Source organism: Paenibacillus plantiphilus (genome assembly GCF_927798095.1).
GTDB lineage: Bacteria > Bacillota > Bacilli > Paenibacillales > Paenibacillaceae > Paenibacillus_Z > Paenibacillus_Z plantiphilus.
Map to the genome: position 1 here is coordinate 1 of NZ_CAKMMF010000054.1, position 13706 is coordinate 13706.

At 49.1% G+C, this 13706-nt stretch carries 14 protein-coding genes and 1 pseudogene; 7 read left to right on the plus strand and 8 right to left on the minus strand.

The window, feature by feature from the left end:
- Positions 1-473 (plus strand): annotated as a pseudogene (locus L6H65_RS26000) (hypothetical protein); the annotation flags it as partial.
- 272 nt (positions 474-745) lie between these two features.
- On the opposite strand, the gene galU reads toward L6H65_RS26000, so the two are convergent.
- Complete coding sequence (gene galU / locus L6H65_RS26005) at positions 746-1630, minus strand: UTP--glucose-1-phosphate uridylyltransferase GalU (RefSeq protein WP_236347546.1); 885 nt, start codon at positions 1628-1630, stop codon at positions 746-748.
- Positions 1631-1940: 310 nt separating this feature from the next.
- Here galU and L6H65_RS26010 point away from each other — a divergent pair, with 310 nt between their 5' ends.
- The 3 genes from L6H65_RS26010 to L6H65_RS26020 all read left to right on the plus strand — a co-directional run bounded on the left by L6H65_RS26010 (position 1941) and on the right by L6H65_RS26020 (position 4038).
- Complete coding sequence (locus tag L6H65_RS26010) at positions 1941-2342, plus strand: secondary thiamine-phosphate synthase enzyme YjbQ (protein ID WP_236347549.1); 402 nt, start codon at positions 1941-1943, stop codon at positions 2340-2342.
- 297 nt (positions 2343-2639) lie between these two features.
- On the plus strand, positions 2640-3599 hold the full coding sequence (gene trxB, locus L6H65_RS26015; RefSeq protein WP_236347552.1) for a thioredoxin-disulfide reductase: 960 nt from the start codon (positions 2640-2642) through the stop codon (positions 3597-3599).
- 1 nt (position 3600) lies between these two features.
- Positions 3601-4038: a Dps family protein gene (locus tag L6H65_RS26020; protein WP_236347554.1), complete on the plus strand. Its 438-nt coding sequence runs from the start codon at positions 3601-3603 to the stop codon at positions 4036-4038.
- Positions 4039-4638: 600 nt separating this feature from the next.
- Here the strand turns inward: L6H65_RS26020 and L6H65_RS26025 are convergent.
- Both L6H65_RS26025 and pyk read right to left on the minus strand, forming a co-directional pair.
- Positions 4639-6675 (minus strand): ABC-F family ATP-binding cassette domain-containing protein, encoded by a 2037-nt coding sequence (locus L6H65_RS26025; RefSeq protein ID WP_236347557.1) that lies wholly within the window; start codon positions 6673-6675, stop codon positions 4639-4641.
- A gap of 86 nt (positions 6676-6761) precedes the next feature.
- On the minus strand, positions 6762-7805 hold the full coding sequence (pyk, locus tag L6H65_RS26030) for a pyruvate kinase (protein ID WP_371877770.1): 1044 nt from the start codon (positions 7803-7805) through the stop codon (positions 6762-6764).
- Positions 7806-7923: 118 nt separating this feature from the next.
- Here pyk and L6H65_RS26035 point away from each other — a divergent pair, with 118 nt between their 5' ends.
- The 3 genes from L6H65_RS26035 (at position 7924) to L6H65_RS26045 (ending at position 9616) form a co-directional block, all read left to right on the plus strand.
- A complete protein-coding gene (locus L6H65_RS26035; RefSeq protein ID WP_236347559.1) occupies positions 7924-8712 on the plus strand; it encodes an AraC family transcriptional regulator in 789 nt (262 codons plus the stop codon).
- 89 nt (positions 8713-8801) lie between these two features.
- Positions 8802-9077, plus strand: a complete 276-nt coding sequence (locus L6H65_RS26040; protein ID WP_236347562.1) for a hypothetical protein — start codon at positions 8802-8804, stop codon at positions 9075-9077.
- A gap of 53 nt (positions 9078-9130) precedes the next feature.
- Positions 9131-9616 (plus strand): 8-oxo-dGTP diphosphatase, encoded by a 486-nt coding sequence (locus L6H65_RS26045; protein WP_236347565.1) that lies wholly within the window; start codon positions 9131-9133, stop codon positions 9614-9616.
- A 37-nt stretch (positions 9617-9653) separates the two neighbouring features.
- Here the strand turns inward: L6H65_RS26045 and L6H65_RS26050 are convergent, their stop codons facing one another.
- The 5 genes from L6H65_RS26050 to L6H65_RS26070 form a co-directional block, all read right to left on the minus strand.
- A complete protein-coding gene (locus L6H65_RS26050) occupies positions 9654-10382 on the minus strand; it encodes an HAD family hydrolase (protein ID WP_236347568.1) in 729 nt (242 codons plus the stop codon).
- Between the two features lie 136 nt (positions 10383-10518).
- Positions 10519-11010 (minus strand): Imm30 family immunity protein, encoded by a 492-nt coding sequence (locus L6H65_RS26055; protein ID WP_236347572.1) that lies wholly within the window; start codon positions 11008-11010, stop codon positions 10519-10521.
- A 129-nt stretch (positions 11011-11139) separates the two neighbouring features.
- On the minus strand, positions 11140-11394 hold the full coding sequence (locus L6H65_RS26060; protein ID WP_236347575.1) for a DUF7660 family protein: 255 nt from the start codon (positions 11392-11394) through the stop codon (positions 11140-11142).
- Between the two features lie 342 nt (positions 11395-11736).
- Complete coding sequence (locus L6H65_RS26065; protein WP_236347578.1) at positions 11737-12387, minus strand: rRNA methylase; 651 nt, start codon at positions 12385-12387, stop codon at positions 11737-11739.
- 450 nt (positions 12388-12837) lie between these two features.
- Positions 12838-13706 (minus strand): hypothetical protein (locus tag L6H65_RS26070; protein WP_236347581.1); only part of this gene is annotated, 869 nt, incomplete at its 5' end.

Here is a 13706-nt window from a genome sequence, read left to right on the forward strand (position 1 = left end):
TCCCACCACCATTCCCACCACCTTTCCCGCCACCATTCCCACCACCTTTCCCGCCACCATTTGTGACTGTGATCATTAATGGAGGACGTTTCTTCCCGTGGGTCACGCAAAGCTATAGAATTCGCCATTTCCCAGGCATAACGATTCATCAAGCTCTTGTTTCTACCGGGATCGTACGATTTGGACCTGGCGGTCAAATCATCGCCGTTAACGGTGTCGTTATTGCTGGCAGCGTCGGCTACATTCTGCGCATTAACGGACGGCGTATTCCGAACAACTTGATCAATCTGCCTCTTCAACGCGGCGATGCCGTCGGTCTTGAACTCACGGTGTCAGGCAGAGAGGAAGACGAGTCTGGGAACACAGAAGCTCCCGCAGCATATGATGAGCAAATTCATTTGGAATACAGCCTAAGTGAAGACGAACCTGCAGAGGATCCTCAGGATAAACCAAGAGACAGCTTCTCTAGTTGAATAGCTTTAATGAAACAGCATCTACGTGAATGACTAACGAAACAGATGTAGTTGAATGAATACTGAAACAGCATCTGGTTATTATTTTAGGTAATTAAAAATCAACCTCATTTTCCCCATTATATGCAAAGGAACCTCCTCACCACTGAAATGGCGATGGAGGTTCTTTATCATTCTGTATGAGATGCTTTCCGGCAAGAAGGGATAATCGGAAACAACCTTTTTTCAGGCCTGCTGGCCCGGTTGGAAGGTTTGCAGCGCGAGAGCCGCAATTACCGAAAAAGGCCTAACCGCCCAAGCAAATATTCCTTTACATCCTGCGCCAAGTCCTCCCTTTCGAGCGCCATATCTATTGTTGCCTGCACGAAACCCAGCTTATCGCCCACATCATGTCTCCTGCCTTGAAAATGGAATGCAGTCAGCGAGGATTCCAGGTTCAACCGCTGCAAGCTATCCGTCAGCTGAATTTCTCCACCCTTGCCCGGCTCTGCCCGCTCCAGCAGCTTGAAAATCTCCGGTTCAAGTATGTATCGTCCAACGACCGCCAGATTGGAAGGAGCCTCTCCTGGGGCCGGTTTCTCCACGAGGTCACGTACCAAGCCCTTGTCGTTGCGCTCATCTAGAGCGACAATCCCATATTTATGTGTCTGATTCCAAGGAACTTCCATTACTGCGACAACTGAGGATTGACACTCTCGATGCAGGTCGATCATTTGCTTCAAGCAAGGTGGCTCCGAAAGCAGAATATCGTCCCCAAGCAGCACCGCGAAAGGCTCATGCTCGACGAAGCTGCGTGCACATAGCACCGCATGCCCTAGTCCTAACGGCTCCCGCTGACGCATGTAACAGATATCTGCCATATGCGATATACTTCTGACTAGTTCAAGCATCTCCAATTTATGATGTGCTTCAAGCTCAGCCTCCAGCTCGAAGGATTTGTCAAAATGATCCTCAATCGCACGTTTGTTCCTGCCGGTTACTATCATGATGCTCTCAATCCCCGATGCGACTGCTTCCTCTACAATATATTGAATGGCCGGCTTGTCGATAAGCGGCAGCATCTCTTTGGGCTGCGCCTTCGTCGCAGGCAAGAATCGCGTCCCAAGTCCTCCTGCGGGAATGATCGCTTTGCGTACGCCCTTGTCCCTGTCTCTCATTGCAATTCTCCTCTCACTCCTAAGTTTTGCTTTTATTCACGCTCGTTATCCCATAAATATTTCAACGTCCCTCCTGCTGCAGAGGGGCGCGTTTCATTTTTTGACCACTTGGTACTTCGACATGATCTGCAAAATAACCTTTTCCAGATCATGCAGGTCGTCCTCGCTCTGACCGGCCGGCGGGATCATCCCCGGTTCCGGCTGTCCCTTGATTATTTCACCTGAGGATTTGACAATATTTTCACCTATATGCAACACTTGATGTACCATACTCTGGTATGAAAACTCATTCTTGAAGGAGTGACACCACATGCTTATTACTCGTACACTTCGCACTTCCCGTCGTGATGAAATGATCGATATTACTCGCGAAATCGCTTCTATCGTCAGCAAGGAGCAAATCAAGGATGGCGTCGCTATCGTATACTGTCCCCACACCACAGGAGGCATTACTATACAAGAGAACGCCGACCCTGACGTAAAGCATGATATTCTGATGCGCCTGGATGAAGTTTACCCTTGGAAGCATCCCAATTATAGACATAGCGAGGGCAATACAGCATCCCATCTGAAAGCTCTAACAACCGGCTCATCGCAAACGATTCCGATTCATGAAGGAAATCTGACGCTCGGTCGCTGGCAGGGAATCTACTTCTGCGAATTCGACGGACCACGGACAAGAGAATATGTTGTCAAGCTGCTGAAGGGCTGATATGCCCGCAAGCAAGAAGCGCGTTCTGGTTCGGCTATTACCGTTCAATACGGGAAAATAGCCGCTACTCCGGACGCGCTTGTTTTGTTGTGCGCTTTTTCCGAGATACGTTTCAGCAGCAGGGAATAGTATGCGACGCGACGCGATGCGATGCGATGCGGTGATCGATCCACATTTTCGCAGTTAAATGATGGGTTAGCCTTGACTTTTATTCTTATTTATAATAATTTTAATTTAGAACTTATTATTGTGTGATTATCATTCGTCATTGTGTGGTTAATGAGAGGAGAGTCCTTTATGGAGAACATGATTATTGTAGGCACCGGGCCAGCCGGATTGACGGCAGCCATTTATCTTGCACGCGCAGGCTACAGTCCGCTAGTACTGGAAGGCCCGCAGCCAGGCGGTCAACTGACAACGACAACCGAGGTGGAGAACTACCCTGGATTTCCGGGTGGCATTCTGGGCTCCGAGCTCATGTCGAATATGCGTGAGCAAGCGCAGCGGTTCGGCGCCAGATTCCAGACTGGCTGGGTGAAGTCGGTTGATTTGTCGAAACGCCCTTTCAAGCTGACACTTGAGAATGACAGCGAAATAATTGCGCAAAGCATGATTATTTCGACAGGTGCATCGGCAAAATATATGGGAATACCGGGAGAGCGTGACAATGTAGGACGCGGGGTAAGTACTTGCGCAACTTGCGACGGCTTCTTCTTCAGAGGCAAAAAGATAATTGTTGTCGGAGGCGGCGATTCGGCGATGGAGGAAGCCGTTTTCCTTACCCGCTTCGCATCAGAGGTTACGCTGGTCCACCGCCGCGAGGAGCTTCGCGCATCCAAAATTATGCAGGACCGCGCTCGCGCCAACGACAAAATTAAATGGAGTCTGAATGTGAAGCCGCTGGAAGTGGCAGCCGGTGAGCAGGGTCTCAAAGGTCTTAACGTACTTAACAATACGACCGGAGAAGAGGAGCTTCTTGAAGCGGATGGCGTGTTTGTCGCAATTGGGCATACGCCGAATACCGGCTTCCTTGGCGGTCAGGTCACAACGGATGAGCAGGGTTATATTCTGGTCAATCCCGGAACAACGCTGACGAACATTCCAGGCGTGTTCGCATGTGGAGACGTCCAGGATCGCCAATACCGCCAAGCGATTACCGCTGCGGGCAGCGGCTGTATGGCGGCTCTCGATTGCGAGCGCTATCTGGAAGAGGAGAGCGTTCATCCATCCGAACAACACACTGAAGGAGTGGTTTGAGATGAAAAAACAACAGGATTTGTTAAACAAACAGGTTGCCAACTGGAGCGTTTTATATGTCAAGCTTCATAACTATCACTGGTATGTGAAGGGCAACCAGTTTTTCACCCTGCATGTGAAATTCCAGGAGCTCTATGAGGAAGCTGCACTGCATATCGACGAGATCGCTGAACGTCTGCTCGCCATTGAAGGCAAGCCAGAGGCAACGATGAGCGGTTACCTGAAGCTCTCCAGCGTGAAGGAGGCTACTGGCGAAGAGACTGCGGAGCAAATGGTGGATGCTTTGATTGATGACTTTGCCATTGTAATTGGCGAGTTGAAGGAAGCGATGGAGGAGTTCGAGAAGAAGGGCGATGATACGACAGCCGATATGCTGCTCGCCATCCACTCCTCGCTGGAGAAGCATACGTGGATGCTGAAATCCTTTAACGGCCGGTAAGTTGTTTGAATCGGCATATAAAAAGAGCCGTGCCCCCAATTGTTACGGGGTACGGCTCTTTTGCATTTTTGCTCTTTTGCATTTTTGCATTTTTGCAGGTAGTTACTCCAAATCAACTCTCTGATTTTAAATTTCACCGTATTTTCCAGCATGTCGTAAAGTCAATCCTGGCATTCGCCGTAAGACGGAAATACCGCTTTACAGCACGAAAAAATGGAGCGAGACGCGCTGTAAAGCTGAAAAAACCTCTTACAGATGACAAACCATCGCAGAATCATCCTCGGCTATCGCCATAAGGCGGAAATACCGCTTTACAGCACGAAAAAATGAAGCGAGACGCGCTGTAAGACTGAAAAAACCTCTTACAGATGACAAGCCGTCGCAGAATCATCTTCGGCTATCGCCGTAAGGCGGAAATACCTTGAAAATACCGTGTTGCAGCACGGAATAGTAACCCCTGGCGCGCTGCATATTCGAGATGAAAGCAACGGCTCATGCAACTCACCCGGAGGTAACTCACGCGGAGGCAACCCCCGCGGAGTAATGTCCCCGTGGACTCTCTCTACAGCCTGATTCATGCTCCAACAACCTAGTAGCGGATTATGATTTCTTGTTTGCTGCGATCCATTCCGCCAGCTCATTCAGATATGCCCATCTCTCCATCATTTGCTCAAGCTTCGCTTCAAGCTCCTGCTGCTCCACGAGCAGCTGTTGAAGCAGCATCGAATCACTTACGGCCGCTTCCATGCGCTGGCTCAGTGTTTGCAGCGATTCTTCAGCCTCCGCAATCTCTTCGTCAATCGTGTCGAATTCTTTCTGCTCTTTGTAAGACATTTTGAGCGGACGCTGCGGTTGGCTGTCACTATCAGCTCCACTCCTGCCACCGAAGCTTTCGTTGGTTGTCACCACTGCCGATTTGCCTTGCGAATCCGCTGTACTAAGCGCTTCCTTCGCAATCGCTGTACCACTCGCTTCCTTTGCGACTGCCGCACTGTGCACTCCACTTCCAGCGCCACTATTGGCCGAAGACTGGCTATCGTGTTGTCCGGCATGCGCTTCATAATTGCTGAAGTTCCCTACATGCTGGGTAACGACACCATTTCCTTCAAAGGCAAATATGCGATCCACAGTGCGGTCTAGAAAATACCTGTCATGGGATACGACGAACACGACACCGGGAAAATCATCCAAATAGTCTTCCAACACCGTCAATGTTGTGATGTCCAGATCATTTGTCGGCTCATCAAGCAGGAGCACATTGGGCGCTTCCATCAGAACGCGAAGCAGCTGCAGCCGCCGTTTCTCGCCGCCCGACAATTTGGCTATCGGCGTCCATTGCTGCGATGAAGCAAACAGGAACCGCTCCAGCATTTGCGAGGCAGTCACCGTTGTTCCATCGGCTGTCGTCACACGCTCCGCACCTTCGCGGATATATTCGATCACCCGCAGGCTGTCGTCCATTTCCTCCCGCTCCTGCGAGAACACGCCAAGCCGAACTGTCGGCCCAAGCGCTACCTCTCCACTGTCCGGCTCGATCTGACCTGCTATCATTTTAAGCAGCGTTGATTTGCCAAGACCGTTGCGACCAACGATTCCTACCCGGTCCTCAGGCACTGCAATATAGTTAAAATCACGAATAACCGTCTGTCCTGCGAAAGCTTTGGTCAGACCTTCAATCTCCACGATTTTCTTGCCTAGCCGTGAAGAGGCAACAGACACTTCAAGCTTGCCGCCCGTCCGCTCCGGCGCAGCAGCCTGCAAGGCCTCGAAGCGTTGAATCCGCGCCTGCTGCTTGGTCGTCCGCGCCTTCGCGCCCCGCCGCATCCATGCCAGCTCATTGCGCAGCAAGTTTTGCCGCTTGGATTCAGAGGCCGCCTCCCGCTCCTCGCGGTCCAGCTTCAACTCCAGAAACTGGCTGTAGTTCGCTGTATAGAAAAAAGCCCTGCCGCGATCCAGCTCAAGTATCCGATTGCTTACCCTGTCGAGAAAATACCGGTCATGCGTAATCATAATGAGCGCGCCCTTGCGCTTCTGAAGCATGCCCTCCAACCAGGAGACCGACTCGTTGTCGATATGGTTCGTCGGCTCGTCCAGCAATAGAACATCGGCAGGCTGCACAAGCGCTGCCGCCATGGCGACCCGCTTGCGCTGCCCGCCAGACAATGTGCCCAGCTTGGCATCGAACCGGTCGATGCCGAGCTTCGTCAGCGCGATCTTCGCTTCGCTTTCAATTCCCCAAGCATCAAACTCATCCATCCGTTCATTCGCATGAACAAGTCGATTCTGCAGCTCTGAATCCTCCGGCCGCAGCTCAAGCGCCGCGAGCGCTTCCGTATACGCCCGCACGGCGCGCATCGGTTCGGATTCGCCGCCCAGCACATGCTCCAGCACCGTCGACTCCGGGTCAAAGGCTGGGTTCTGCGACAGCATGCGCACAGTAACTCCGCCAACAACAAGAATAGAGCCCGAATCAGGGGGCTCTATTCCTGCAACGACATTCATGAACGTGGATTTGCCGGTGCCGTTCACACCGATAATTCCGATTTTGTCGCCCATCTCAACGCCAAAGGTGACATCATCAAACAATATTTTCTCGCCATAAGTCTTCGAAATATGATTAACCGTCAATACGTGCATATTCATTCCCGCCTAACGTTAGCAACTCGCAGATGTGCGAAACAATCCCATCGCCCGATCTGTCTCTACTAACTTTAAACGATACACTAAGCTTCAATCAAATCTTTCTTCATAAAAGCTGCTGCCGACTGTTCCGCCTTGGCCGCCAGCGCTGCCATCATGCGCACAGCCTCGATCGGATAATTGCCTGCTGCCGTCTCGCCAGAGAGCATAACCGCATCCGTGCCATCCCACACCGCGTTCGCCACGTCGCTTGCTTCTGCGCGTGTTGGACGAGGCTGACTTTGCATAGATTCCAGCATTTGCGTCGCTGTAATAACGAACTTGCCCGCCTTATTGCAGGCTGCAATCATTACTTTCTGCGCTACCGGCACATCTTCAAGCGGAATTTCCACACCGAGATCGCCGCGTGCGACCATAATACCATCGGATGCTTCAATAATTGCCATGAGCTCGTCGAGCCCTTCCTGGTTCTCGATCTTCGAAATAACCTGAATATGGCCTGCGCCCTTCTCAGCCAGCATCCGCTTCACTTCAAGAACATCCTCTGCACGGCGCACGAACGACATCGCGATCATCTCTACACCCGTCTCGATTCCGAATTGAATGTGCAGCTTGTCCTTCTCCGTTACTCCCGGCAAAGAGGTACGGATACCCGGCAAATTAACGCCTTTGCGCGACTTGATAATACCGCCGTTCTTAATGAGGCATACCACTTCGCTTCCTTCAATGCGCAGTACCTCAAGCTCAATCAGACCGTCGTCGATCATAATCCGCGAACCAACGGCAACATCCTTCGCCAGATCATACGACACTGAGATGCGTGCTTCTGTTCCGGCGATTTGCTCCGTTGTCAGCGTCAGCAATTGCCCGCTTTGCAGCGTGTATGAAGGCTTTTCCAATACTCCTGTGCGGATTTCCGGCCCTTTAATGTCCAGCATGATCCCGATTGTTGTATTCTTCCGCTTCGCCGCTTCACGAACAGCAACAATTCTTCCACGGTGATCCTCAAGCTCGCCATGCGCGAGATTTAGTCTTGCAATATTCATTCCTGCTGTTATCATTTCGTCCAAAATAGCGGATGTTAAACAGGCAGGTCCCATTGTACAAACAATTTTCGTCTTTTTCATCCAGTCATCGCTCCTATACGCGCTTCTTCACTGTCTTCATTGTATAGCAGCGGCTGTTCAAGATCGATGATCTATAGTACAGTAGTTATACTATAGTACAGTCAAAACAGAGGTTGCTATGTTAAATATCTTCGAAATTCGACAAGAACGTGGACAAATTGCCGGGGATCGACGCATGCTGGGGAGTGAATGCTATACTTTGGTATGGGTTCGTTTCGGACAATGCTCTTTCGATGCGAAGGGGCAAACGATCATTTGCAGCAAAAATGAGCTCCTGCTCATACCCGCCGGCTGCCCTTCGGCAGAGCTCAAAGGCTCAGGTGCGATCCGCGATTTCATGCTGATCCGGTTCAGTCCCGCCTCTGCCGAAGCCGCTGGGCTGCTTCCTATACTATCGCTTCGCGATCCGCTCCGCTGGGTGACGAGAATGCCGGAGCTGCTGTTCGAGAAGCTGCTGCTCATCGCTGAGCAGTGGAGTGATCGCAGCCGTTATTTTACCGTGATGTGCTCGGCTTTGTTAATGGAGCTGCTTGTGACGGTGAACCGCGAATACGACGAGGGCGAGAAGGCCCCCTCCGCTATCCAGCATGTCGAGCGCATGAAGCAGTATATTGAGGAGCATTACCGGACGAAGATTACGAAGCTGGATCTGGGTGCTTGCCTGCGGGTCAGCCCGAACTATGCCGCCTCGATGTTCCGCAGTATTACAGGAATGACGATCAGTCAGTATGTACATATGATCAGGATGCGGACCGCGCAATATATGCTGAGACATTCGCAGCTTTCCGTTCAGGACATTTCCGAATATCTCGGATACAGCGATCCGTCCTTCTTCAACCGAACATTCAAGCGGACCGTCGGCAAGCTGCCATCATCCATCATTGCCGAGCGTACTGGACGTGAATAGCAGATTCGTTTCTTGTCCTCCTGTTCTACAAATCCATTCCGATTCGGTTCGAACCTGCTACTACTATGAATCCAAGGAGAGAATGAAAGATGAACATTACAATACTGAAGGCACAGCTCCAATATTCCGAAGAGGATAAAGGGTATGCTGGATTTGTCCACTTTGAGGTTGAAGGTCATAAAGTTCCTTACGAGCTGACCCTGCTCAGCAAAAAGAAGAGAGACGATGACTGGATGTACAGCCTCAACTTCTTGACCGGCCACGGCAGCGAAGAGCATATTCATGCCGTTGAAGAGCAGCTCGAAGAGAATGATGATCTGTTCGATTCGCTGATCGATGCCGCAAAGGCAGCGCTTGAAGGTTAGCTGCACTGCAGCATTTTATGCGGAAATTATTTTATATAGGGATGGCGAAATAAATGGGGAAAAGCAACGAGAGTATGTCTTGCGATATGTATACGGTATGCCTCATTCATGATGGCTCGCGCGTATTGCTTATCAATCGCCCGGACAAGAAGGGACATCCCGGCTACATCGGTCCCGGAGGGAAAATCGAATTGCCCGAGAGCCCCTCGGAGGGCGCAATTCGCGAGGTTTTTGAGGAAACGGGACTGAGGGTAAGCGGGCTTGTGTACAAGGGGCTGGATGAATTCGTTGTTCCAAGCCGCAATTATCGTTATATGGTGTTCAATTACGTTGCCACCTCTTACGAAGGCGAGCTCATGCACAATCCACCTGAAGGGGAGCTGCACTGGGTTTCCATTACCGAGGCGATGTCACTTCCCATGCAGCCTTGGTTCAAGCGCCGCTTCCCCTATTTCTTCGAGGATGGAACATTCGAGATTCATGTGGAATGGGACGAAGAGAAAGAGCGAACGATCAGGGAATCGGTTCACAGGCTGTAGCGACGCCATACCACTCGCTCAGAGCGATGGGTCACTTTCACTCCGGCAGCAATACAGGCAGCAGCTCGTGCAGCTGCTCGACGATCATATCAGGCTCATGTTGGGTATCCGGCACTGTACCTCTGCGATTAATCCATGCGACATGCCATCCAGCTTCAACAGAAGCTGTGACATCATTGAGCCACGCATCGCCGATATAGAGACACTTCTCTGGCCGATGCCCTGTATTGCGGCTAATATGCGCAAAAACGCGCGGGTCTGGCTTGGCGATTCCAACCGCATCCGAAATGAATATCCGGTCCCCTGGAATTATTTGCTCCAGCTTCAAGGAAATAATCTTGCCCATTTGGTGGTTGACTGGCCCATTGGTCAGAATCCCGACATCGAGCCCTCGGTCCTTAAGACCCGCAATCAATTCGGCTGCTCCGGGCGCCAATTGAATCTGTCCTTGTCCACACAGGTAGCTGGCTTGCAGCGCGTCAGCCGTCGGGGCCTCCAGTGGATAGCCGAATTCCTCAAAAGCAAACTGGAGCCGCTGCCGCCTCATTTCCTCCAGGCCCAGCTCACCATCCGTATACGTATCCCAAAGCCGGTCGCTATAGTGGCGCACTCTGCGAAATAGCTCATCGAGCGGAAAGTCCCGCGCATTCTCGGCCACCTCTGGCAGCACACTCTCCACCGCATAACGAAACGGTGCCAATTGATCATATAAAGTATCGTCCAGATCGAAGAATACCGCTTCGATCGTATCCATGTTGAATGCCATGCTGTCTCTTCCCCCAGTTGTTAATGCATCTCACCCATTATACAGCATGGCTTCTATCAGGATAAAAGAAACCTTGATAGACTCGAAGCCAATCAAGGTTCTCCTAAATCAGCCTGACGGGTGTTGTATCGTTTTTTCATATACTCGTTATCGTTAATTTCAGCACTTCATCGACATAGCTGCCGAATTTCCCGCTTTTCGCCTCTTTTATATCGGTTAGTAATTTAACTATCTCATTCCTCGCACTTTCATCAAGCATCAATAGAACATGAGCATAGTTTTTTCGCTCTTGTGGATGGTTCAAGATTCTGTAGTGTAATATCTCGACCCACTCTTTAGCATGACTTAACATCTTGGGCACAGAGATTGCAATCAGACGAAGTCCTTCCTCAGCCTTGTTTTGGTACAAATACTCAATTCCATGGACAAGACCGAACATTACTTCATGATGCTCAGTATCATCGTCAAACCCTTTGCACAATTCACCAATTAATGAAACATCATTTAAAGCCAGTAGCTTTTCCAATGCCATTTCATACTCTCGAATTTCATTCTCGGTTCTAAGTAGTCGATTATTAAATACTCTCTCCAATTCAAGTCTGACGTCCAAAGCTCCACCTGCCTTCATTAGCGTAATATATCTTCAATTATATTCATAACTCCGAGTCTGTTTCTCTCTCAAACACTCTTGATGGCCCCTTCCAGAAAAAGTGCCTTGAAAGGCTATGAGCCAATCAATGTTAACAGGAATCATTTGTTATTCATACAATTTCCCGGCATAAAATAAACTCACAAGAAAGTTCCAATCTATATTTTGCGGCACTGGTAAGTTGTTATTTTCATAATAACCTTCCATATCCTCTACCCACGACTTGATTCCTTCAAGAAAACTCTCAATGTCTCTATTTTCCCAATCATCAGAATTTGATCTAAAATCCTTAACTAGCAAGCCAATAAATGCTGTGAATTGTTCTTTATCACTGACTTTTTCTATTTGTTTATATAAATCCATGTTCTCCTCCTACTTTATCACGAGAAAATTAAATCAACTCTGTAGTACTCTCCTCAATTACGTCATCCGCTTTACTCCCTGGTTGAAAAGTCCAACAAGAAACTTTGATTTCTTAATTGGCGGGAAAATGATACCGAACCCCGACAACAGATAAATTACCATTGTAGACATCTTTGCCGAATTCGAACACCGATTTAAGGTTACTCAGGTCAGATATATTATCTGCAACCTCGTTAACCCACGGCCCCACTGCCCCCAGCGTACTTTACTTCCGCCAACTGCTGCTGGCGCTTGCCGATCTGCTGAGCATTAAGCCAATCAAGGTCCTCAATCTATTAAATACTACATACTCTGCATTTCAGTCTCTAAAATATTACACAACTTACAAAAATAAAAATAAAGAAAAGACGCTCCAAAATTAAAAGAAAAACCTTCGTGAACCAGACCCTCAGAGTCATAATCCTCACTACATATTGTCGCTACATATTCCAAATATTCATTACACTGATTACATTTTTTTTGAATGGGTTCTGTTGCAAAAAGTGGTTCACCCAAGATTCTACAAACATATTCCGAACCAAAGGCTTCGAACGCTCTGTCCGTATCTCTCTCTATTGTTGGCATGTCAATCTCTTGTAGATTTTCTAATTTCACTTTGGAAAACGGCAATGGATAAGGAAGCCTGTCTTCTTCTTCGCTAATCCAGTTTTCCTCATCACTTTGTTTAAGAATCGTAACAGTCCCAGTTTGAGTTTCGATTTTGAAAACTTGATTGGACCAATATGAAGAACAATTTAAACAAGAAATCAGTGGAATACGATCTATTTTTCCATTTTTTATTTTTTCCAACCTTATATCATTGAGATTAAAATTAAAAATTAAGTGCAGTTTAGTTCCACAGTTAGGGCAAATCGGTGTTTCCCACGATTCACCACCAAAGGAGTGATTATAAATATCAATACCTTTTACAACCCTAAAACCTTGTGTTCTCATGGGTTAGATTGCTCCTTTTTTTATTTTTTATAAACCCGTTGACCATAGCGAACAGCTTGCCTCAGACCTTCATTTTCCTGCAAAGGTTCTAGTCATTGCATAATCTTCTATACTCAAGAACCGCAGGTCCATCATTTCTACTTATTCCGTTACGTTTATTTTGAAGCATCTACTTCTTTGAAACGTCCACCTTTAACTTCTCCCGGCCCTCCAGCCTTCGAAGACTTTCCTAAATCAACTCTGTAGTACTCTCTTCCATTACCCCCCACGGATTACCGCAAGAGGAGGCCACTTTCCATTACAAGTGTCCGTTCCACGGATCATTCTTCGCGTTCTAATGCCTATACGATTCTCTTAATGATTGAAAGCCAAATAAAGAATCCTCCTGTCCACTATAACAGTGGATCGGGAGGATTCTTTGTTTTCATTAAGGCTTATGATGCTTGGTGCTTACTTGCCGATGCGAGCGAAAGCCGTTGTCAACAAGTCAACATCGCCCCACTCTTTAGGTGAGTTGGACTCACTTACGCCTGGTGTATCCGTTGTTGCAGGATCATTCGGAATCGTATCTACCGGCGAGAATTCACCTTGGTGAAGCTTCACGCCGATTCCTGAACCTTCAATGTTCGGATTGCCGATTGCGCTCAGTGGAATCTTCGCCTCGTAGAACGTGTCACGATTCACATCATGGCCCAGTGCCTTGAAGTCCACCAGCTTGCTGGCATCCGCTACATCGTCTACATCCTTCACTCCCCAGAGTGTGTTGTAGCCTGCACCCTTGGCAAACTTCACCGTAATGCCTGCAGCAGTGCCTGTTTTGTAGTTCACTCCAGCATCGTCAACTGGGAATACGCCGTTGACTGCTTTGGAGATGTAACCGGAATGGAACATGTTCGATGCGATGTTGAACTGGTAATCAGGCAGATTCGCACCGCCCCAGATCGGCTGGAGACCGTTCTTCTTCCACATGTCAAGCGTTGCGCCTGCGCCAGCAATCGTATCGATAGCGATCGTTTGCGGCATATCCATGGAACGGATTGGCGTACCGCCTGCAGAACCAGCATTCGCTGGATCAACGATGTCCGTTACATCTACATACTGCCAAGCCAGGTACAGATATTCATTGTCCCATGCTGCCCACAGGTGGGACAGATCCAATGGCGTTTCGTGCAGCGACCAGTTGCTGCCCAGTGTACGTGGATCGTCGCCAGCCATATCGATGGCGATCAGCATATCGTCGGTCCATTGACCGCCGTTCACGCCATCGATTGTAATTGGCGTCGATACGCGCTTGCCGAACGATGGGTTGGTGGAATACG

What these genes read in the sequence shown, in the direction of transcription:
- galU (WP_236347546.1), bottom strand. Translation starts at nt 1,630, where the DNA reads ATGAGAGACAGGGACAAGGGCGTACGCAAAGCGATCATTCCCGCAGGA.
- L6H65_RS26010 (WP_236347549.1), top strand. Translation starts at nt 1,941, where the DNA reads ATGCTTATTACTCGTACACTTCGCACTTCCCGTCGTGATGAAATGATC.
- trxB (WP_236347552.1), top strand. Translation starts at nt 2,640, where the DNA reads ATGGAGAACATGATTATTGTAGGCACCGGGCCAGCCGGATTGACGGCA.
- L6H65_RS26020 (WP_236347554.1), top strand. Translation starts at nt 3,601, where the DNA reads ATGAAAAAACAACAGGATTTGTTAAACAAACAGGTTGCCAACTGGAGC.
- L6H65_RS26025 (WP_236347557.1), bottom strand. Translation starts at nt 6,675, where the DNA reads ATGCACGTATTGACGGTTAATCATATTTCGAAGACTTATGGCGAGAAA.
- pyk (WP_371877770.1), bottom strand. Translation starts at nt 7,805, where the DNA reads ATGAAAAAGACGAAAATTGTTTGTACAATGGGACCTGCCTGTTTAACA.
- L6H65_RS26035 (WP_236347559.1), top strand. Translation starts at nt 7,924, where the DNA reads ATGTTAAATATCTTCGAAATTCGACAAGAACGTGGACAAATTGCCGGG.
- L6H65_RS26040 (WP_236347562.1), top strand. Translation starts at nt 8,802, where the DNA reads ATGAACATTACAATACTGAAGGCACAGCTCCAATATTCCGAAGAGGAT.
- L6H65_RS26045 (WP_236347565.1), top strand. Translation starts at nt 9,131, where the DNA reads ATGGGGAAAAGCAACGAGAGTATGTCTTGCGATATGTATACGGTATGC.
- L6H65_RS26050 (WP_236347568.1), bottom strand. Translation starts at nt 10,382, where the DNA reads ATGGCATTCAACATGGATACGATCGAAGCGGTATTCTTCGATCTGGAC.
- L6H65_RS26055 (WP_236347572.1), bottom strand. Translation starts at nt 11,010, where the DNA reads ATGAAGGCAGGTGGAGCTTTGGACGTCAGACTTGAATTGGAGAGAGTA.
- L6H65_RS26060 (WP_236347575.1), bottom strand. Translation starts at nt 11,394, where the DNA reads ATGGATTTATATAAACAAATAGAAAAAGTCAGTGATAAAGAACAATTC.
- L6H65_RS26065 (WP_236347578.1), bottom strand. Translation starts at nt 12,387, where the DNA reads ATGAGAACACAAGGTTTTAGGGTTGTAAAAGGTATTGATATTTATAAT.